Origin of the sequence: Bacteroides caecigallinarum (assembly GCF_016901995.1) — a bacterium.
In the GTDB taxonomy this organism is placed as follows: Bacteria; Bacteroidota; Bacteroidia; order Bacteroidales; family Bacteroidaceae; genus Phocaeicola; species Phocaeicola cellulolyticus.
The window spans coordinates 19698-39345 of the sequence record NZ_JACJLE010000041.1 but is presented as its reverse complement, the minus strand read 5'-3'; the positions used below and the strand labels follow the sequence as shown (position 1 = coordinate 39345).

Annotated in this window: 20 protein-coding genes; 15 read left to right on the top strand and 5 right to left on the bottom strand. The window is 41.6% G+C overall.

All coding sequences use genetic code 11. The features are described 5' to 3' along the window. The first annotated feature begins 348 nt into the window (after nucleotides 1-348). The 3 genes from H6A61_RS11105 (at nucleotide 349) to H6A61_RS11095 (ending at nucleotide 2549) form a co-directional block, all read left to right on the top strand. Complete coding sequence (locus H6A61_RS11105; protein ID WP_204393629.1) at nucleotides 349-792, top strand: YhcH/YjgK/YiaL family protein; 444 nt, start codon at nucleotides 349-351, stop codon at nucleotides 790-792. 219 nt (nucleotides 793-1011) lie between these two features. Continuing rightward, on the top strand, nucleotides 1012-1701 hold the full coding sequence (locus H6A61_RS11100) for a radical SAM mobile pair protein A (RefSeq protein ID WP_204393627.1): 690 nt from the start codon (nucleotides 1012-1014) through the stop codon (nucleotides 1699-1701). Further along, complete coding sequence (locus H6A61_RS11095) at nucleotides 1674-2549, top strand: radical SAM mobile pair protein B (RefSeq protein ID WP_204393625.1); 876 nt, start codon at nucleotides 1674-1676, stop codon at nucleotides 2547-2549. The genes H6A61_RS11100 and H6A61_RS11095 overlap by 28 nt, the downstream gene beginning before the upstream one ends. A gap of 6 nt (nucleotides 2550-2555) precedes the next feature. Here H6A61_RS11095 and H6A61_RS11090 read toward each other — a convergent pair whose 3' ends face one another. After that, nucleotides 2556-3470, bottom strand: a complete 915-nt coding sequence (locus tag H6A61_RS11090) for a helix-turn-helix domain-containing protein (protein WP_204393623.1) — start codon at nucleotides 3468-3470, stop codon at nucleotides 2556-2558. A 34-nt stretch (nucleotides 3471-3504) separates the two neighbouring features. Further along, nucleotides 3505-3939, bottom strand: a complete 435-nt coding sequence (locus tag H6A61_RS11085; RefSeq protein ID WP_204393621.1) for a Fur family transcriptional regulator — start codon at nucleotides 3937-3939, stop codon at nucleotides 3505-3507. A 174-nt stretch (nucleotides 3940-4113) separates the two neighbouring features. Here H6A61_RS11085 and H6A61_RS11080 point away from each other — a divergent pair, with 174 nt between their 5' ends. From H6A61_RS11080 to H6A61_RS11035, 10 genes are all read left to right on the top strand, one after another. Then, on the top strand, nucleotides 4114-6048 hold the full coding sequence (locus H6A61_RS11080; RefSeq protein ID WP_430746807.1) for a heavy metal translocating P-type ATPase: 1935 nt from the start codon (nucleotides 4114-4116) through the stop codon (nucleotides 6046-6048). Between the two features lie 14 nt (nucleotides 6049-6062). Then, nucleotides 6063-6842 carry a Cof-type HAD-IIB family hydrolase gene (locus H6A61_RS11075; protein ID WP_204393619.1) on the top strand — a complete coding sequence of 260 codons (780 nt, stop codon included), beginning with the start codon at nucleotides 6063-6065 and terminating at the stop codon, nucleotides 6840-6842. A gap of 159 nt (nucleotides 6843-7001) precedes the next feature. Next, nucleotides 7002-8558, top strand: a complete 1557-nt coding sequence (locus tag H6A61_RS11070; protein WP_204393617.1) for a sulfatase-like hydrolase/transferase — start codon at nucleotides 7002-7004, stop codon at nucleotides 8556-8558. 141 nt (nucleotides 8559-8699) lie between these two features. Continuing rightward, complete coding sequence (locus tag H6A61_RS11065; protein ID WP_204393615.1) at nucleotides 8700-10169, top strand: PepSY domain-containing protein; 1470 nt, start codon at nucleotides 8700-8702, stop codon at nucleotides 10167-10169. A 109-nt stretch (nucleotides 10170-10278) separates the two neighbouring features. Continuing rightward, nucleotides 10279-10605, top strand: coding sequence for an ArsR/SmtB family transcription factor (locus H6A61_RS11060; RefSeq protein ID WP_154042743.1), 327 nt, complete (start codon nucleotides 10279-10281; stop codon nucleotides 10603-10605). 72 nt (nucleotides 10606-10677) lie between these two features. Continuing rightward, nucleotides 10678-11121: a nitrophenyl compound nitroreductase subunit ArsF family protein gene (locus tag H6A61_RS11055; protein ID WP_204393612.1), complete on the top strand. Its 444-nt coding sequence runs from the start codon at nucleotides 10678-10680 to the stop codon at nucleotides 11119-11121. Nucleotides 11122-11130: 9 nt separating this feature from the next. Further along, nucleotides 11131-11844: an aromatic aminobenezylarsenical efflux permease ArsG family transporter gene (locus H6A61_RS11050; RefSeq protein WP_204393610.1), complete on the top strand. Its 714-nt coding sequence runs from the start codon at nucleotides 11131-11133 to the stop codon at nucleotides 11842-11844. 12 nt (nucleotides 11845-11856) lie between these two features. Then, nucleotides 11857-12090, top strand: coding sequence for a thioredoxin family protein (locus tag H6A61_RS11045; protein WP_204393608.1), 234 nt, complete (start codon nucleotides 11857-11859; stop codon nucleotides 12088-12090). Between the two features lie 99 nt (nucleotides 12091-12189). Beyond that, nucleotides 12190-13158 carry a permease gene (locus tag H6A61_RS11040; protein WP_154042739.1) on the top strand — a complete coding sequence of 323 codons (969 nt, stop codon included), beginning with the start codon at nucleotides 12190-12192 and terminating at the stop codon, nucleotides 13156-13158. A gap of 8 nt (nucleotides 13159-13166) precedes the next feature. Further along, a complete protein-coding gene (locus tag H6A61_RS11035) occupies nucleotides 13167-13622 on the top strand; it encodes an arsenate reductase ArsC (RefSeq protein WP_204393606.1) in 456 nt (151 codons plus the stop codon). Nucleotides 13623-13689: 67 nt separating this feature from the next. Here H6A61_RS11035 and H6A61_RS11030 read toward each other — a convergent pair whose 3' ends face one another. Then, nucleotides 13690-14184: an immunoglobulin-like domain-containing protein gene (locus tag H6A61_RS11030; protein ID WP_204393604.1), complete on the bottom strand. Its 495-nt coding sequence runs from the start codon at nucleotides 14182-14184 to the stop codon at nucleotides 13690-13692. Nucleotides 14185-14201: 17 nt separating this feature from the next. After that, nucleotides 14202-15374 carry an immunoglobulin-like domain-containing protein gene (locus tag H6A61_RS15995; protein WP_239469194.1) on the bottom strand — a complete coding sequence of 391 codons (1173 nt, stop codon included), beginning with the start codon at nucleotides 15372-15374 and terminating at the stop codon, nucleotides 14202-14204. A 118-nt stretch (nucleotides 15375-15492) separates the two neighbouring features. Between H6A61_RS15995 and H6A61_RS11020 the strand changes: the two genes are divergently transcribed. After that, entirely contained in the window at nucleotides 15493-17484 is a 1992-nt protein-coding gene (locus H6A61_RS11020; RefSeq protein WP_154042736.1) for a DUF4954 family protein, read from the top strand. Between the two features lie 70 nt (nucleotides 17485-17554). Next, on the top strand, nucleotides 17555-18229 hold the full coding sequence (locus H6A61_RS11015; RefSeq protein WP_204393602.1) for an MgtC/SapB family protein: 675 nt from the start codon (nucleotides 17555-17557) through the stop codon (nucleotides 18227-18229). A 445-nt stretch (nucleotides 18230-18674) separates the two neighbouring features. Here the strand turns inward: H6A61_RS11015 and dapA are convergent, their stop codons facing one another. Beyond that, on the bottom strand, nucleotides 18675-19568 hold the full coding sequence (gene dapA / locus H6A61_RS11010) for a 4-hydroxy-tetrahydrodipicolinate synthase (RefSeq protein ID WP_204393600.1): 894 nt from the start codon (nucleotides 19566-19568) through the stop codon (nucleotides 18675-18677). Nucleotides 19569-19648: the final 80 nt, after the last annotated feature.

Sequence of the window (19648 nt, the reverse complement as noted above, 5' to 3'; positions counted from 1 at the left end):
GTTTTGTTATATCTATAACTTGTTTTTGTCCAGAAATACAGTTTCCCTCTTGTTCTTTCAGAAGGTGTATTTCCAATACATTGGTATCTTTATTAGAATTAAAACCTTTACGTTTTTCGGCTACACAGAAATAATACTACACTAAACAAAAATTATTATTACAAATTTAATAAAACTACGAAAAATAGAGTTTGTATTTAATTATTTTAAATATAAAAATTACAATTTGTGGAGTTCCTTTAGATTTAATCTTTTTTCTAGAGAAGTTGGGAATTTCCATATTAAATATAGACGTTTTTTATCTATTTTTCATACCTTTGCATTATCTGAATTAAAAACATTACGATTATGATTATCGACAAACTTGAAAACATTGGGATGTATGCCTCTGTAAATCCGCTCTTTGCCCAGGCTATTGAATTCTTGAAATCGACAGACCTCAATGCTCACGAAACTGGTAAGGTAGTGCTGAAAGAAGGCGAACTGTTCGTTAACTTTGCTGCTGCAAGACCAAAGACTAAGGATGATGCAAAAATCGAGACACACAATAACTTCATTGATATCCAGATTCCTCTTACAGGTACTGAACTTATGGGATATATGCCAAGAACAGACCTTGCTGAGGCTGAATATAATGCTGAAAAGGATGTAACTTTCTATCCTGGACATGCTACTGACTATCTGACAGTAAAACCTGGTATGTTCGCTATCTTCTTCCCTGAAGATGCTCATGCTCCGGGTGTGACTGAAGTGGAGTTGAAGAAAGTTATTGTAAAGGTTAGAGTGAAATAAGATATTGGTTTATATTAACTGATATAAGATAACGGAAGAATAGGCGGACATTTCTGTAGTCTGCCTTTTCTTCCGTTTTTGTTTTTAATTGATTTCTCTGTTTCTTCATCTTATCTGCAATATTTCCGCTTGTCCTTATCAAATTGGTATCTTTCATTGCTGTTATGGTACATTTTCAGTGTTTATTATGGATTAATTTTGCAGGAAAATATAAGTAATATGACTGTGTGTATTAAATCTCTGATTCAGAATATGAATATTGTTATAGGTTGTACTATAGGGTGTAACTACTGTTATGCCAGGTGTAACTGCAACAGGTTTCATATGACTGATGATTTCTCAAAACCGGAATATATGGGCAGGAAGTTATATCTTATGGATAATCCGAAATCACATGTATGGTTTCTCACCGGAATGAGCGATTTCTCTGATTGGAAAACAGAATGGAATAATGAAATATTCAATCGTATATCTATTAATCCTCAGCATTCTTACATATTATTGACCAAGCGACCTGAACTTATTGATTTCAGAACAGACGATGAAAATGTGTGGATGGGTGTGACTGTAACCAGAGCGTCAGAGAAAAAACGTCTTACAGATTTAAAGAAACATGTTAAGGCTAAACATTATCATGCCACATTTGAACCTCTTTTTGAGGATATAGGCGAAATTGATTTTAGAGGGTTTGACTGGGTTGTTATAGGAACAGAAACCGGAAAAAGAAAAGGGAAAGTTGATGCCAGGCCAGAGTGGGTATTACATATAGCTGAACAAGCAAAAAAATGTAATATTCCTGTTTTTATGAAAGAAGATCTTTTGCCTATTATGGGTGAAGATAACATGATTCAAGAATTACCGGAACAATTTATTAAAAAAGCATGGAAAAAGAAATCATCAGGGAAATAGAGGTGCAAAGCGTGATGACCAAATCGTCTTTGCCGGTTGGAGGATTTTCTGTCAATCCGTACGTGGGATGTCCTCACGCATGTAGGTATTGTTATGCATCGTTCATGAAACGTTTTACCGGTCATACGGAACCATGGGGGACTTTTCTTGATGTTAAGCACTGGAAACCTATAACCTATCCGCATAAATACGATGGCCAGAGGATTGTTATCGGTTCCGTTACAGACGGATATAATCCATACGAAGAGGAGTTTTGCATGACTCGCAGACTTCTGCAAGAGCTGGAAGGTACAAATGCCGAGATAATGATATGTACCAAGTCCGATTTGGTTTTGCGTGACCTCGAGTTGCTGAAGAAGTTCCCGAAGGTTACAGTATCATGGTCTATAAATACCTTGGACGAACAGTTCCGCAAGGATATGGACCGTGCCGTAAGTATCGAGCGGAGAATTGCGGCTATGAGAAAAGTGTATGAAGCAGGAATACGTACCGTGTGTTTCGTGTCGCCTATATTCCCGGGTATTACCGATGTGAAAGCTATTATTGAGCGTGTCAGGGATTTTGCCGATTTGATATGGCTTGAAAACCTCAATCTTAGGGGACAATTCAAGGGTACCATCATGAGTTACATTAAAGACAATCATCCGGATGTCCATGCCTTATATGATGAAATCTACAATAAGAAACGGATGGACTACTGGGAGTCCCTCGAAAAAGAGATTTCAATGTTCGCAAAACAAAACGGTTTCCCATACATGGTTAACGACCTCCCATACGGACGTTCCGAGAAAGGGAAACCTGTCATAGTGAATTATTTTTACCATGAGAAAATAAGGTTGAATCAGTAACACTGATTATATTGACTTGATTGATGCCACAAATTCACTGATGGTCTGTCCTGTCATCTGCTTGAAGAAACGCATCAGATGGTTAGGCTCAGAGAAATGCAGGCGGTAGGCTATCTCTTTTACAGACATGTCGGAGAAAAGGATATCGTTCTTCACTTCCTGCAGCAACCTCTGTTTCAGCAGATGTACAGCCGACAGACCGAACTCTCGCATTACGGCCTTGTTCAGTGTCACCCTGCTGACGTTCATCATCTCCGCATAATCCGATACATGTGTCTTCTCTGAAATATGTTTTTCCAGCAGTTCTTTGTATTGGTATGCGTAATTGTTCTGTGGAGGTGCGAAAGGAAGGTTGAAATGCCTGGCATAGAATCTGTTCAGTAACAACAGAAACTGATACAGACATGCCACAATCATGTGGTAGCTGTCGGCAACAGGATTATGCAGCTCTCTTTTCATCTGTTGCAGGATAGTCAGGTATGTAGCCATATCTTCCTTCGGCATATCGAAAAAAGTTGGATAGTCATGCTGGTAGCAATACAGTAGTCTGTACATGAAGTATTTGTCGGACAGGAAATTGTTGATGAACTCCTCCTGAAATATTAAGAATGTATAGTCCAACTTGTCCAGGCTGACATGCCATTCCTGAATCTGGAAAGGGGATACTACAAGTACCATATTAGGGTGCAACTCTATCTTTCTGCCCGACAAAAGCATATAGCCTTCTGCTTTACGAAAGAAATAAAACTCAAAGAAATCAGTTTTATACCGTTTTTCAAGATTGAACCATCCCGGCTTTTCTGAACTTTCGGCCGTATTAAGAAGGAAATCTACTCCACATGAGCTTTTGGAGTATTTCAGCAGAGAAATGTGCTCAGCCGTTTCTGCCGGATAAATGCCATACGATTCTTTATACTTCATAATACTTGGTTTAATCTTTTATTAGTAAAGAAATTTATATGATGTTCTTGTGCTTCCTGCCGCATTCAGGACATTCGCCCTTGATTACAAACGATACGGAGCGCATTGTAAATCCAGGTTTCAGCTCGAATTCGGGTAAAGGAATATCATCCATGCAGAATGATTTTCTGCATGACTCGCAGTAGAAATGTATATGAGCGTCGGACAGATTGCAAACCGTTTTACTTGTACACAGCTCATAGTTTAGTATTCCGCGTCCGTCCTCGAACGAATGTACTATGTCGTGTTCCAGAAACAGTGTCAGTACACGGAATATGCTCGATTTATCCATAGTGGCAAGTATGTCCTCCAGGTCGGTAAGGCTCACGGGGCAGGCCTGCTCTTTCAGGGCTTTCAGAACAAGTATTCTGTTTGCTGTTGGTTTTACTCCCTTAAGCTCCAGGCTTTCAGCTAAATCATTAGGTTCCATCGTCTTTTCTGATTGTTTGTTTGCATCGCGGCAAAGATATAAAAAAATAAGTACATTTGTACGCCTGTCCGTTTTTATGCAACCCGGTTGCATATACTCCCGCAAAGTGTTTATGCAACCAGGTTGTATAAAATCCATTTTATATTTGCGTCACGAAACAGAAAGATTTGAATTATGACAGAGAATAATGAACATGTACACGACCATAAGCACAATCATGCGCATAGCGGTCTGAGAGGAAGGATTACCCTTATTGTAATCACCTCGTTGTTGCTCATAGTGGCGGCAATAATTGAGAAACATGGTAACTTGTCAACCTTGCAGTTACTGTTTGTTTATCTTGTGCCTTATCTTATTGTCGGATACGGGACATTAAAAGAGGCATGCGAAGGCATAGCCGGAGGAGATGTGTTTAATGAACATTTTCTTATGGCTGTCGCTACCATAGGAGCCCTATGTATAGGTTTCCTCCCCGGTGCTGAGACAGAGTATCCGGAGGCTGTATTCGTTATGCTTTTCTTTCAGGTAGGCGAGTTGTTTGAGAGTTATGCCGAAGGAAAGAGCCGCGACAGCATTTCGCATCTTATGGACATACGTCCGGATGTGGCAAATGTGGAGAGAAATGGAAAAATCGTTACAGTTTCTCCTCAGGAGGTCAATGTAGGCGAAACAATTGTTATCAGACCAGGAGAGAAAGTTCCTTTGGACGGAGTAGTTGTGGAGGGTACATCGTCACTTAACACCATAGCGTTGACAGGCGAGAGTATGCCGCGCGAATTGTCGGTTGACGATGAGGTGATGTCCGGTTGCATAAACCTTACGGGAGTTATCCGTGTTAAGACCACAAAGAGTTTCGGAGAAAGCACTGTGTCGAAAATCATCAGTCTCATGGAAAATGCCGATGCCAGCAAGTCGCGCAGCGAATCGTTTATAACACGTTTTGCACGTGTATATACTCCTATAGTGGTTATAGCCGCACTGTTTCTTGCCGTTATTCCGCCGCTGTTTTCACCGTCGGCCTTTATGGAATCGTTCCCATTATGGCTCCATCGTGCCCTGATATTTCTGGTTGTGTCCTGTCCTTGTGCGTTGGTAATCAGTGTCCCTCTTACATTTTTCGGTGGACTTGGCGGAGCTTCACGCCGTGGTATCCTTATAAAAGGAAGCAATTATATGGACACACTTTCAAAGATTGGTACTGTGGTATTCGACAAGACCGGAACACTCACACGAGGAGAATTTGCCGTTGAGGCTGTCCATTCGGACAGGTTCAACGAACAGGAGTTGCTGCATCTTGCCGCACATGTGGAACATTTCTCCACACATCCCATAGGTGAAGCCCTTCGTTCGGCTTTTCCAAACGAGGCGCACGACGGTTGCCCGGTAACTGACGTGGAAGAAATAGCCGGACATGGAATAAAGGCAAATGTGGCAGGACGTACGGTGTGTGTGGGCAATCAGAAGATGATGGACAGCATCGGTGTGAAATGGCATGATTGTCATAGGATAGGAACTATAATACATGTGGCTGTAGATGGAGAATATGCCGGCCATATCGTAATAAACGACCGTATAAAGGAAGATAGCCCTGAGGCGATAGCTTCACTGAAAAGGCTGGGAATAAGTAAAACTGTGATGCTTACCGGTGACCGTAAAGAAGTGGCTATGGATGTGGCTGGCAAGCTTGGAATAGATATCTGCCATGCGGAACTCCTTCCGGCAGACAAGGTGGAGCATGTGGAGGCTCTTCTCTCGTCTGTAGATAAAGGAAAGACTCTGGCCTTCGTGGGCGACGGAATAAACGACGCTCCTGTGCTTAAACGTGCCGATGTGGGTATAGCTATGGGCGGACTGGGAAGCGATGCTGCCATAGAGGCGTCCGATGTTGTTCTGATGGACGACAAACCTTCAAAAATAGCCGAGGCGATAAGTATCTCAAGGCGTACGATAAGGATAGCCCGCGAGAATGTCTGGTTTGCGATAGGAGTGAAGATAGCAGTCCTTGTACTAGCCTCTGTAGGTCTCAGCACCATGTGGATGGCTGTATTCGCTGATGTGGGTGTTACGGTTCTTGCCGTATTCAATGCCATGCGTGCATTGCGTAATTAATTTTGATATAACATATGATAAAAGCTATATTCTTCGATATTGACGGAACACTGGTGAGTTTTAACACCCACCGTATTCCACAGTCTGACATAGATGCTATTTCAATGGCAAAGGCAAAAGGTGTCAGAATTTATATCTCCACCGGACGTCCTTTATCTCTTATAAACAACCTTGACGAAATAAAGCATCTGATAGACGGATATATCACTGCCAATGGGGCTTTGTGTTTCTCAGGAGACAAGATAATATCGTGTACACCTGTACCTGAAGGAGATGTCATGACTGTAATAAAGTTTTCGGACAGCATGAAATTCCCGTGCATGGTGGTGGGCGAGAAAGATCTCACCATGTACAACAGCGATGAGAGAACAGACCGCATATTCCGTCAGATGCTGAATGTACACAATATGAGGGAAGACAATAATGTGGAACAGATTCTGCAACAAAGAATATTGCAGCTTACGCCTGTCATTTCTGTAGCCGAGGAAAAGCAGATTATGCCGTACCTCTCCGGATGTGTTTCATCACGTTGGTATCCGGACTTCGCTGATATTACTGCCACAAATGCCAATAAGGGTAACGGTCTTCTGGATATTATATCGCACGAAGGTATCAGCATAGATGAAACAATGGCCTTCGGAGATGGAGGCAATGACTTATCGATAATAGAAAAGGCGGGATTGGGCGTTGCTATGGGAAATGCTAATCAGGCACTCAAAGAAGTGGCTGATTATGTTACGTCATCTGTAGATGAAGATGGGGTTTACAATGCCATGAAGAAGTTTGTACTTTAAAAGACAATGAAAGTATATAGAGTATGCTTTAATCGAAATATTCTTATTTAATAGCTGTATATAAATAAAATATATTATTTCCCTTGGTATGATTAATGTATTTTTCATAATATTTCGTATATTTGTCCACATATATCATTTTAAACTAAATCTTACCTTATGGAAAAAACCACTTTTCACTTGGGATTGATTTCAGCTGCGGCATTGCTCAGTGCATGTTCCGGTGGCGGTTCTAAAAATCAATCGGAAAACAAACAGAAGAATCCTAACGTAGTATTCCTTATAGCTGACGACCTCGGTATAGGCGATTTGAGTTGCTACGGTGCAACAAAAATCCATACTCCAAACATCGACCGTCTGGCAAGTCAGGGACTTCAGTTTGCAAATGCTTATACAACATCTTCTACAAGTACACCTACTCGTTTCGGTATTCTTACCGGTATGTATCCGTGGCGTCAGGAAAATACAGGTATCGCACCGGGTAACTCTGAATTGATTATCAATACAGAATGTACAACTATGGCCGACATGTTCAAGGCAGAAGGTTATGCTACTGCAGCCGTAGGTAAATGGCATCTCGGACTTGGCCCTAAGGGAGGTACTGATTTCAACGGGCTTATCAAGCCTAATACTCAGGATATAGGTTTCGATTATGAATACATTATTCCGGCTACGGTTGACCGTGTGCCATGCGTGTTTGTAGAAAACGGACGTGTGGACGGACTTGACCCTAATGACCCTATAACTGTCAGCTATGACCATAAGGTAGGAGACTGGCCTACAGGTAAGGAAAATCCTGAACTTGTAAAGCTTAAACCAAGTCAGGGACACAATAATACTATCATAAACGGTATTCCGCGTATCGGATGGATGACAGGCGGTAAGTCTGCACTGTGGGATGATGAAAATATTGCTGATATCATTACACAGAAAGCAAAAGACTTTATCGTAAGCAACAAGGACACTACATTCTTCCTTTATATGGGAACTCAGGATGTTCACGTACCTCGTGTACCGCATCCAAGATTTGCAGGAAAGAGTGGTTTGGGTACTCGCGGAGATGTTATCCTTCAGTTAGACTGGACAGTAGGCGAGATTATGAATACTCTTGATAGTCTGAATATTGCCGATAATACTATCTTTGTATTCTTGAGTGACAATGGTGCTGTAATAGACGACGGTTATCAGGATCAGGCTCGCGAATTGCTGAACGGACATACTCCTATGCTGAATTATCGCGGTGGCAAATACAGTGCATACGAGGCTGGTACACGTACTCCATTGCTTGTAAGATGGCCGGAGAAGATTAAACCAGCCGTACAGGAAGGACTTTATTCTACTGTCGATTTCTTTGCATCATTTGCAGGTTTGTTAGGTTATGAAATTCCTCAAGGACAGGCTCCTGACAGCCGTAACTATCTGAACACTCTTATTGGAACAGATACTAAGGGATGCGATTATGTAATCCAACAGAACCTGAACAACACGCTTTCTATCGTTAAAGACGGTTGGAAGTATATTGAGACTAGCGACAAGCCTGCATTGGAATTCTGGACCAAGACAGAACTTGGCAACAGCAAGGAAGTACAGCTCTATAATGTAGTTGATGATCCTTCTGAAAAGAAAAATGTAGCTAAGGAAAATCCTGAAAAGACACAGGAACTTGAAAAAATCCTGATGGCAGAAAAGAACAAGTTTGAAAAGACTAAGATGTAATTAATCTTTTAATAATCTGAATAAGCAACGCCCGATGAACGTAGTATTGACGTTTGTCGGGCGTTCGCTGTATATGCTACCTGTTGTGTGAAATATTGATAATATTTATTTTTGTACCAGATTTGAATATTGATACAAATAATGAAACGTATAACGTGGAAAAAACATCATAAATGGTTTGGCCTAATATTCGCATTCTTTATGCTTATGTTTTGCCTGAGTGGGATATTGCTAAATCATCGTGAACTGGTGCCGGATATAAATATTGACAGAAGTTTTCTTCCGGCAGATTATAGATATAATAAATGGAATATGGGGCTTCTGCGAGGTTCTATAAAGGATAAAGATAAAGTATTTATCTATGGGAAGAGTGGAATCTGGATGACTGATTCAACGGGACTGTATGTGTCTGATTTCAATGCAGGTTTACCGGAAGGTGCTGATTTCCGTAACATCAAGGCTATGGCTCAGACTCCGGGCGGCTCTCTTTTTGCTGCAGGACAGTTTGGCCTGTACAGGAACGATGGAAAAGGATGGGAGAGTACACCTCTTGTACTTTCGGCTCATGAACGTATCTCCGACCTCGTATTGAAAGGGGATACCATGGTAGTAGTGGGACGTTCGTATCTCTATACTTCCGTCAGTCCTTATAATGAATTCAGCAGATTAGAATTAAAAGCTCCTGAAGGTTATGACGGCAAGGTTTCACTCTTCCGAACCGTATGGCTTATGCATAGCGGAGAAATGTTCGGTACAGTTGGGAAACTGATTATGGATGCTGTTGCAGTTATACTGATAGTGCTGTGTCTTACCGGAATTACATACTGGCTTTTACCCAAATATATAAAGAGAATCCGCATGAGCGGTAAAACAGCCACAGGAAGTATTCAGCTAATGAAGTCGTCACTTAACTGGCACGACAAACTTGGCAGATATAGTTTCATAATACTTATGTTTGTAGCATTCACAGGATGGTGTCTCCGTCCGCCTGTGCTTATAGCACTTGTTTCTTTCCGTACTCCGGCTATCCCATATACCGTTGCAGACAGCGATAATGCCTGGAACGATAGACTGCGTATGCTTCGCTATGATGCCGAATATGGTGATTGGCTACTGTCTTCATCTGAAGGTATTTTCTCTTTGGCTACACTCCGGTCTGTTCCTGTGAAATTGGAGAAGACACCTCCTGTCAGTGTTATGGGGCTTAATGTGTGGCAGAAAGACTCCTGTGGCAACTGGCTTACGGGTTCTTTCAGCGGAATGTATGTGTGGGACAGAAGCAGACAGATTTCTACTGATTATTTCACCGGAGAAAAGGCAGAAGATGTTGCAGGTCCTCCGTTCGGTAAATATGCTGTATCGGGCTATTGCGATAATATTGGAGAGAAACCTTTCGTAGTGGAGTATTATAAGGGAACGACAGCTTTACATATGCCCGAAAATCTTTCTTCTCTGCCTATGTCGCTATGGAACTTTGCGCAGGAGATACATACGGGACGTATATACACCATCCTCGGGAAAGGAACTCTTATCTATATCTTCTTTGCAGGACTGGCAGCACTGTGGTGTATTTATACAGGCTTCGTTATAAGGAGAAAAAAGCATGGATAAATAATGGTTTCTGGAGCATATATAGTGTGTTGTAATGAAAAATTGCAATTTTATTTGTATGTTTGAATATTATTCGTAATTTTGCGAACAATATTCAAACATACTATTAATGGCGAACAAAAACTATACAGAAGAGCAGGAGAGAATGGCACGTTTTGCCAAGGCCATGGGGCATCCTGCACGTATGGCTATACTGGAGTTTCTTTTGCGTCAGGAAACATGTTTCTTTGGCGATATCCACGAAGAACTGCCTATAGCCAAGGCTACAGTGTCACAGCATCTGAAAGAACTTAAGGAGGCTGGTCTGATACAGGGAGAGATAGAAACTCCGAAGGTAAAATATTGCATAAACAGAGAGAACTGGGAACTTGCCGGAAAGATGTTTTCTGCGTTCTTCGGTCAGTCTGTTTGTAAGAAAGAGAGTTGCTGCGGATGAGCAGCATCTTTTTTTGATTTCTATGTTCGTAGTTTGACGAAATACTAATAATATCAATAAACTAAAAGATATATGAAGAAAATTGTATTAATGGCCGTTGCCTGTCTGGCGTTGGTATCGTGCGGAACAGGCACAAAGAATGAGTCGTCTGTACAAGGAGTGGAAATGGGAGTTCCTGTCCGCGATTGTGTAGAAGTGTTGTATTTTCATGGCAAACAGAGATGTGCCACCTGTATGGCAATTGAAAAGAATGCCTCAGAAGCAGTATCAAAAGAGTTTGCCGAAGAGATTAAGAAAGGCGATGTGGTATTCAGAGTGATAGATATCACAAAAGAAGAGAATGAGGCTATAGCCGAGAAGTATGAGGTGACATGGTCATCACTCTTCGTGGTAGGACATAAGAATGGTAATGAAAATGTGGAGAATATGACAGATTTCGCATTCAAGAACGCCAGACAGTCGCCTGAAGAGTTCAAGAGCGGAGTTGTAGCTAAAGTAAGGGAAATGCTTAAATAACCTGTCGTTATGGATTGGCTACAGAATTTGCTTGATAATAGTTCCACTCCCGTTCTAACAGCTTTCCTTCTCGGACTGCTGACTGCCATTTCTCCTTGTCCGCTTGCTACAAATATAGCGGCTGTTGGTTTTATAGGCAGAAATATCGAAAACAGGAGGCGGGTATTCATCAACGGACTGCTATATACCTTAGGGCGAGTACTTTCATATACTCTCCTCGGAGTTGTACTGATAATGATTCTCAAAGAAGGTTCCAGCATGTTCGGCATACAGAAGACTATCGGTACATGGGGTGAGCTACTTATCGGACCGATGCTTCTCATCATAGGAATGTTCATGCTTTTTGGTGATAAACTCAATCTGCCTAAGTTCGGTTTCAACGGTAATGCCGAAGGGCTTGCCAGGAAGGGTGGAGCAGGGGCATTGCTCATTGGAGTGCTGTTTGCACTGGCTTTTTGCCCTACGAGCGGTGTGTTCTATTTCGGGATGCTCATCCCTATGTCTGCCACAGCCACAGCAGGCTATCTGTTACCAGCTGTATTTGCTATAGCAACAGCAATACCTGTACTCATTGTGGCATGGATACTGGCCTTCAGTGTACAGCAGATGAGCAATTTCTACGGCCGTATAAAGACTGTGCAGAAATGGCTGAACTTAATAGTTGGGATACTATTCATCGTAATAGGTATATATTATTGTTTTGTAATGTTTTTTAATCAATAAATTTATAGAATTATGGAAATTAAAGTATTAGGACCGGGTTGCAGCAAGTGTAAGACAACCTATCAGGTAGTAGAGAAAGTAATCAAGGAAAACAATCTCGATGTGAAACTTACCAAGGTGGATGACATCATTGAAATGATGAACTACAACATCATGACCACTCCTGCCATAGTAGTGGATGAAGTTGTAAAGATAAAGGGTAAGGTTCCTACAGAAAGTGAAGTAAAAGAAATTTTAGGCATTTAAATATCAGTATACAAGGTTTCAGTTACAAGTTAACAAGGTTCTCCATTCGGATGGAAGCCTTGTCAACTGATACCTTGTCAACTCGTCAACTTAAAAAATATGATACAGGATTTTGCCGACTGGCTGGTTTACGGCATATTCGGTCTTGATGCCGGAACATCTCTTGGGGTTGCCGTAAACTTCTTCTTTTACGATACGATAAAGATTCTGATACTGCTGTTCTTCATCAGTGTGTTGATGGGGATAATAAACGCTTATTTCCCTATTGAACGTTTGAGAAACTATCTTGTCACACACAAGATGTACGGATTTCAGTATCTGCTAGCCTCAGTATTCGGAGCCATAACCCCTTTCTGTTCCTGCTCGTCGATACCGCTTTTTATCGGTTTCGTCAAAGGAGGAATACCTTTGGGAGTGACATTTGCCTTTCTGATAACATCACCGTTGGTAAATGAGGTGGCAGTTGCCATGTTCTTAGGCTCATTCGGCCTGAAAGTTACTTTGATTTATGTCATCAGCGGTATCTTGCTGGGTGTGATAGGCGGTTTCGCATTGGGAAAGATGAACCTTTCTCCATACCTCAGTGATTGGGTAAGGCAGATACAGGCCAACTCGTCCGCACAGGCTGAGGAGTGGGAGAAAGAACATACTACGTTCCTCAAACGCTTGCCTTCAATCGTACGTGATGCCTGGAAAATAGTTAGCGGTGTACTAATCTATATCATCATAGGTATCGGAATAGGGGCCTTCATGCACGGTTTCGTACCCGAAGGTTTCTTCGAGCAGTACATGTCGAAAGACAACTGGTATGCAGTTCCGCTTTCAGTGATTCTGGCAGTGCCTATGTATGCAAATGCCGCAGGTATAGTTCCGGTGATAGAGGTGTTTGTGGCCAAGGGAGTGCCTATGGGAACAGCCATAGCATTTATGATGGCCGTAGTAGGTCTGTCATTACCTGAAGCTACACTTCTAAAGAAAGTTATGACATGGCGATTGATAGGTATATTTTTCGGAACTGTAGCCTTTTTTATAATTTTGTCAGGCTATCTGTTTAACTATTTACTATAGAATATAATATGAGAATACTTATACTTTGTACAGGAAACAGCTGCCGTAGCCAGATGGCTCACGGTTTCCTCCAGTCGTTCGATGATTCTTTGGAGGTCTATTCAGGAGGAACAGAACCAGCCGCTCAGGTTAATCCGAAGGCGGTAGAGGTGATGAAGGAAGTAGGAATAGACATAAGTAATCATGTTCCTACCCATGTAAATACATATCTTGACAGTGAATGGGACTATGTGATAACCGTATGCGGAGGAGCAAACGAGAGTTGTCCGGCATTTACAGGAAAGGTAGGAAAACGCCTTCATATAGGTTTCGATGATCCGTCGCATGCCACAGGCACTGAGGAGTTCATCAACTCAGAATTCCGCAGAGTACGCGATGAGATAAAGAACGGTTTCGCCCGTTTCTATATTACAGAGATAAAGAAACAGGAACTTCCAAAATGTTCTTGCGGAGGTAAGTGCTGATAAAAGATAAAATGGTGTTACGATGCAGATGTATTACTTTTTGTGTCGTAACACTTTTTCTGTTGTATTATTTCACATAAAATTCAGAACACAGTTCTATCTCCTTATAATTACCGTTACCATAATTATCATAGAAAGTCTTTTTTATTCTATATCTACCTGACGTAATCTCATAAATATGTATTGGAAAGCTGAATACCATATATTCAGGGATATTGATTGGTAGAAACTCATCGTCGAATCTAAATACAGTTTTTTTATTTCTGGCTTTAATCCATACGCTGTCTTTCATATACTCCAGCTTCCAGTCGCGTCCGTAACTTAGTTGCCGCTTTTGAGGGTTAAAGACTATGGCATAGACCTCTTTAGTCGATGAATAATAATTCCCTTGAATTGTTTCCATTCTTACTTCCTGTCCTATGCTGTCGCTTGTCAGGACTGTAGCGTCGCCCGTTGTGCCCTGATATTCAGTTGCTTCCTGGTATTTATTATCTTTACATCCAATGGATAAAAAGGTAATCAAAGTTATTATGAACAGAAAAAATAAATTACAGTTTTTCATATAAAAATATTATTTGATTATTCTAACTTGAATTCTGCCGACATATACCATTCCTTCCTGCTGCCGTCAAAACCTATTCTCTTATAGACCTTATATGTCCCTGGCTTGTTATCGTTAACCAAGTTGTACATATGAGCTTTGAAATTGTATTTACGACCTTTTTCTATAAGGATACCAACGGAATTCCACACGGTGGAAGTATTCAGGACAAGCCATTCGTCCCCTTCCTTTCGGGCAATTCCATAGTCAAGGCCGAAAAACAGCATCCGGTCGTTGTTGTTGGATATTTTTACCGGAATTTCTTCTGTGCCAACAGGGTAAACAGGCTTTTCCGTTCTCATGCTGATGTCCATAGTGTCCGATGTAGTAGTGAAAGGGAGAGGTTCGGTTGGGGTTATCTTTCCGAAATCAAGGGCGGAGTAGTTCAGTATTCTTTTTCTGAACATTTCCTGATACGGCATGGCGTTGTTTACCAGACCAACCGATATCGTATCGCCGTCGTGGAGCTGACATGCGGTTGAGATGTTTTCACGTATGGTATCTGTGCGTGGAAGGCTCGTAACTTTCTTCCACATACTGTCCATCAGCTTGCGGACACCCTTGTTGTCAACCATTTCAAACTCCGCAAATGCGACTTCCGTATCGTCGTTGAACGGCTTGTATATGCGATATTTTCCGGGACGGTTGGGAGTGATGTCGGTATAGATGTGTATGGTCTGCATTCTGACGTTATGGTGCGGCGATATTATCCAGAGCATATCCTCACTTATAGGATTTACAGGTAGTGGCTCCCATGTTTTGTCTTTCTCGTTATAATAGGCTATGCTGTACTCGTCTCCGCAGGTGTACTCCCTGCCTGATTTGTTGGTTATGAACACTGTTATTTCATTTGTCGGGAGAGGGTAGTAGTCGAATTCTGTGCGCAAACTTAAAAGGGCAGGGCTGATTTCCTTTCCTGTGGGTATGCTGTTGCAGTAAGGCACGATGACGGGTATGAAAACTTCCGCACTGTCATGTCTCATGGTATCGGCAAGGACAGTGTCCGCTGCAGTTTCTTTCTGCGGCATAACGGTATCCGCTTGCAGTGTGACGGAATCTGCATGGCAGGATTCTGTTTGTCTTTTCCCTGCATTGTTGCAACCTGTCAGTAGCATTATGAGAGCAAAGAGTAATGTGGTTGTAGTTTTCATCTGGTAACGGATTTTATCTCTTCTAAGATAGATGAAATTTATGATAAAAGCAAGATATATATCAAAATGTTACTATCTTTGTCGTTAGAATGATAAAAAAACAAGTGAAATGATTATTATGGAACATACTTTTAGAAATCTCACGGAGGCTGAGATTGATACACTCATTGCACAAGGGTGTTGTGCTGAGAACTGGTCGGATGTAACTGTAGCCGAAGGCTTTGACGCTTCAAAAGTCTGGCATGTAAGGATGTCCGGCAAGATAAGGATAGGGGAGTTGAACGGCGAGTTTACCCTTGCCGGTGGAGTAAAGAAGTCATCTGGAATAAGAAATGCTACTCTGCATAATGTAACCATAGGCAACGGCTGTTGTATAGAGAATGTAAAGAACTATATCGCGAATTATGTCATTTCGGACAGAGTTTTCATCGAGAATGTTGATTGCATGATTGTGGACAAGCGTTCCACTTTCGGAAACGGTACCGAAGTATCCGTGCTGAGTGAAACCGGTGGTCGTGAGGTTATAATCCATGACAAATTATCAGCTCACGAGGCTTATATAGCGGCCATGTACAGACATCGTCCTGACCTGGCTGCAAAGATGAAGTCACTGGTCATGAAATATGCTGACGAGATAGCTTCGGAATACGGCTATGTGGGCAATGACGCGATGATTGTAGATACCGGATATATCAAGAATGTGCGTATCGGAAGTTTCTGCAAGATAGAGAGTGCGGGAAGATTGAAGAACGGTAGCCTTAACAGTAACGAGAGTGCTCCTATCCATATCGGTTTCGGCGTAATCTGTGATGATTTCATCATTTCCAGCGGTTCGCATATTGAAGACGGTACCATGCTGACAAGATGTTTTGTAGGTCAGTCATGCCATATGGGACATAACTATTCTGCGTCTGATTCTCTGTTCTTCTGCAACTGTCAGGAAGAAAACGGCGAGGCTTGTGCCATCTTTGCTGGTCCTTTTACTGTTACCCATCATAAGTCAACACTTCTTATAGCCGGAATGTTCTCGTTCATGAATGCCGGTTCCGGTTCAAACCAGAGCAACCACATGTATAAGTTGGGACCTATCCACCAGGGCATTATGGAGAGAGGCGCCAAGACTGCTTCCGACTCATATATCCTATGGCCTGCACGTATCGGAGCCTTCTCTCTCGTTATGGGACGTCACGTGGCTCATCCTGACACTACCAACCTGCCTTTCTCATATCTTATAGAAGAGAAGAATACCACGTACCTCATGCCTGGTGTAAACCTCCGCAGTGTGGGTACTATCCGCGATGCCCAGAAATGGCCTAAGCGTGATAATCGAAAAGATCCTTGCCGCATGGATAAGGTGAACTATAACCTTCTTAGTCCATATACCATACAGAAGATGTTCAAGGGACGTGAGATTCTGAAAGACCTTGCAAGGGTATCGGGAGAGACATCAGAGACATATTCATATCAGAGTGCCAAGATCAAAAATTCATCTCTTAATAAAGGTATAAAGTTCTATGAGACAGGTATAACCAAGTTCCTCGGAAACTCAGTGATAAAACGTCTAGAGATAACCGAATTCAAGACCGACGAGGAAATCCGCGAAAGACTCAAGCCGGACACTGCCATAGGTACAGGAGAATGGGTTGACGTTTCCGGACTTATCGCCCCTCGTAGCGAAATAGACCGTCTGATGGCTGATATCGAAAACGGAGTGCTTGATTCTGTAGAAAAGATTGATGCCCGCCTTACAGAGATGCATAATAACTACTATACATACGAGTGGACTTGGGCATATGGCAAGATGCTTGAATTCTTTGGTCTGGATGCCGATAAAATAACAAAAGAAGATATTATAAGCATCGTAGAAAAGTGGAAAGAGGCAGTAATAGGTCTTGACAGAATGGTCTATGAAGATGCCAAGAAGGAGTTCTCTCTTTCAGCCATGACAGGCTTCGGTGCCGACGGAACCAGAGAGGAACAAAGGCTTGATTTCGAACAGGTGAGAGGCGATTTTGAAAGCAATCCTTTCGTAAAAGCTGTATTGGAGCATATAAAGATAAAGAGCGAGCTTGGAGATGAACTGATAGTCAGAATGGATAGGGTGAAATGAAGAGTTGACTGACCTGTTCCTTGTTTTTTTCATAAACAATGTTTATATTTGTGTATAAGCATTTTGGATTATGGAAATGTACACAGAATTTATTATAAGGTTGGTTGTTGCCAGCCTTATGGGAGTTATAATAGGTCTGGAAAGGGAATACCGTTCAAAGGAGGCTGGATATAGAACTCATTTTCTTGTAGCCTTGGGAAGTGCGCTGCTGATGATTGTCTCTCAATATGGTTTTTCTGATGTGCTTGAGGCTAATCTTGTGAGACTCGACCCGAGCCGTCTTGCTGCTCAGGTAGTGAGTGGAATAGGTTTTATAGGTGCAGGTACTATAATACTGCTACAGAAGCAGATTGTACGTGGTCTGACTACTGCCGCAGGAATATGGGCTACATCTGGAATCGGGCTTGCCATCGGTGCCGGTATGTACACTATAGGAATAACCGCCACTGTACTTTTCCTTATTGGTGTGGAAGTTCTGAATTATTTCTTCAAAGGTATAAGCCTGAGGAGCATGATTGTGGAATTCTCTACACACAATCAGGATTCTCTGAAAAAGATTTCCGCATTGTTCAGCTCCCGTAATTTCATTATCAGTTCGTATGAGATGGAAGACCGGACAGACGGTAGTGGTACCCCCATACATTATGTTACTATGGTCGTAAAAGCCAAAAACATGAATGAGGAAGGCGTATTGCTGATGCTGCTCCATGATTTTCCTGAAATTACAGTTCATAGGATTATATAAATGAAAAAGTCCGGTAATTCCGGACTTTTCTTGTTTATTGTTTGTTTGAAATGTAAACCATTCCTTGAGCCCACAAACTCAAGGAATGGTTTTTCTTTTTTCACGTATGTTTCTACACCCAAAATTCATTCATCGCTTTTATTGCAAACATCATCAGAAATCACTATCTTTAAGGTTTTGTTTTTCCTTCTCCGATTTTTATATAATCTGTATTATGTTTAATTAGAAATTCTGAAATTATAAAGGGTATTCCCTTTTCCCTTTATTTTGCAAGCAACGTCTTAATTTATTTGTTTTGACTTCAAATCGCTGAGAATTCGATTTTCTGGAGAAAATGATAACCAATCCGCAAATTTTGAATTTATAGAAAACGAAAAATGCTTTATCGTTCGGTTATGAAGATACGATAAAGCATTTTTCGTTATAACTTAATTTATCTGTTGTTCTAGCATTTCACTTTCAATCCTTCCAGCACCTTACGCATTTCCTCGTAAGTAGTGATTCTTGTAGGAACCAATGGAAGTCTCAGTTTGTTTTCTATCATGCCCATCATGCTGAGCATAGCTTTCACTCCTGCAGGATTTCCGTCCACAAACAGAAGTTTGAAGAGTTCCGTAAACTGATGATGTATTGTCAGTGCGCTGCTGTAGTCACCGGCCAATGCAAGTCTTGTCATGCGGCTGAATTCTCTTGGGAACGCATTACCTATTACAGAGATTACACCTACGGCCCCCAGAGTTATCAGCGGGAATGTTATTCCGTCGTCTCCGGAGATTACATCAAAGTTTTCAGGTTTCTTCTTGATTATTTCATCCATCTGCGAGATATCGCCCGACGCCTCTTTAATGGCTACTATATTGTCGAAATCATGTGCAAGCCTTAATGTTGTGGCTGCTGTCATGTTTACTCCCGTACGTCCAGGAACGTTGTAAAGTACTATAGGAAGCTTAGTTGACTGTGCAATGGCCTTATAGTGCTGGTATATACCTTCCTGCGAAGGTTTGTTGTAATATGGTACAGCTATCAGCAATGCGTCAACACCAGTCATGTCGTCATTCTTGATAGTGTCGATTACAGTCTGGGTACAGTTGCTGCCCACACCGAGAAGTATAGGAACACGTCCGTTAACTCTCTCTATTACAAGTGATTTAATCTTTCTTTTTTCTTCAGCAGTCAATGTAGGAGTCTCTGCTGTTGTACCCAGTACACAGAGAAAATCTATACCGTTCTGTACCTGATATTCCACCAGTCTGAGCAGTGAATTGTAATCAACGCTTCCGTCTTCTTTGAATGGTGTGATTAGTGCCACTCCCATTCCTTTCAATCTTTTTCGTATCATAAATTAATGAATTCCTCGTTTGTGAATTACAAAAGTACTAATATTTTCATTTAAAACTATATTTCTATCACTTTTTTTGG

What these genes read in the sequence shown, in the direction of transcription:
- H6A61_RS11080 (WP_430746807.1), top strand. Translation starts at nt 4,114, where the DNA reads ATGACAGAGAATAATGAACATGTACACGACCATAAGCACAATCATGCG.
- H6A61_RS11085 (WP_204393621.1), bottom strand. Translation starts at nt 3,939, where the DNA reads ATGGAACCTAATGATTTAGCTGAAAGCCTGGAGCTTAAGGGAGTAAAA.
- H6A61_RS11090 (WP_204393623.1), bottom strand. Translation starts at nt 3,470, where the DNA reads ATGAAGTATAAAGAATCGTATGGCATTTATCCGGCAGAAACGGCTGAG.
- H6A61_RS11065 (WP_204393615.1), top strand. Translation starts at nt 8,700, where the DNA reads ATGAAACGTATAACGTGGAAAAAACATCATAAATGGTTTGGCCTAATA.
- H6A61_RS11015 (WP_204393602.1), top strand. Translation starts at nt 17,555, where the DNA reads ATGGAAATGTACACAGAATTTATTATAAGGTTGGTTGTTGCCAGCCTT.
- H6A61_RS11030 (WP_204393604.1), bottom strand. Translation starts at nt 14,184, where the DNA reads ATGAAAAACTGTAATTTATTTTTTCTGTTCATAATAACTTTGATTACC.
- H6A61_RS11100 (WP_204393627.1), top strand. Translation starts at nt 1,012, where the DNA reads ATGACTGTGTGTATTAAATCTCTGATTCAGAATATGAATATTGTTATA.
- H6A61_RS11035 (WP_204393606.1), top strand. Translation starts at nt 13,167, where the DNA reads ATGAGAATACTTATACTTTGTACAGGAAACAGCTGCCGTAGCCAGATG.
- dapA (WP_204393600.1), bottom strand. Translation starts at nt 19,568, where the DNA reads ATGATACGAAAAAGATTGAAAGGAATGGGAGTGGCACTAATCACACCA.
- H6A61_RS11060 (WP_154042743.1), top strand. Translation starts at nt 10,279, where the DNA reads ATGGCGAACAAAAACTATACAGAAGAGCAGGAGAGAATGGCACGTTTT.
- H6A61_RS15995 (WP_239469194.1), bottom strand. Translation starts at nt 15,374, where the DNA reads ATGAAAACTACAACCACATTACTCTTTGCTCTCATAATGCTACTGACA.
- H6A61_RS11105 (WP_204393629.1), top strand. Translation starts at nt 349, where the DNA reads ATGATTATCGACAAACTTGAAAACATTGGGATGTATGCCTCTGTAAAT.
- H6A61_RS11095 (WP_204393625.1), top strand. Translation starts at nt 1,674, where the DNA reads ATGGAAAAAGAAATCATCAGGGAAATAGAGGTGCAAAGCGTGATGACC.
- H6A61_RS11045 (WP_204393608.1), top strand. Translation starts at nt 11,857, where the DNA reads ATGGAAATTAAAGTATTAGGACCGGGTTGCAGCAAGTGTAAGACAACC.
- H6A61_RS11075 (WP_204393619.1), top strand. Translation starts at nt 6,063, where the DNA reads ATGATAAAAGCTATATTCTTCGATATTGACGGAACACTGGTGAGTTTT.
- H6A61_RS11055 (WP_204393612.1), top strand. Translation starts at nt 10,678, where the DNA reads ATGAAGAAAATTGTATTAATGGCCGTTGCCTGTCTGGCGTTGGTATCG.
- H6A61_RS11040 (WP_154042739.1), top strand. Translation starts at nt 12,190, where the DNA reads ATGATACAGGATTTTGCCGACTGGCTGGTTTACGGCATATTCGGTCTT.
- H6A61_RS11070 (WP_204393617.1), top strand. Translation starts at nt 7,002, where the DNA reads ATGGAAAAAACCACTTTTCACTTGGGATTGATTTCAGCTGCGGCATTG.
- H6A61_RS11020 (WP_154042736.1), top strand. Translation starts at nt 15,493, where the DNA reads ATGGAACATACTTTTAGAAATCTCACGGAGGCTGAGATTGATACACTC.
- H6A61_RS11050 (WP_204393610.1), top strand. Translation starts at nt 11,131, where the DNA reads ATGGATTGGCTACAGAATTTGCTTGATAATAGTTCCACTCCCGTTCTA.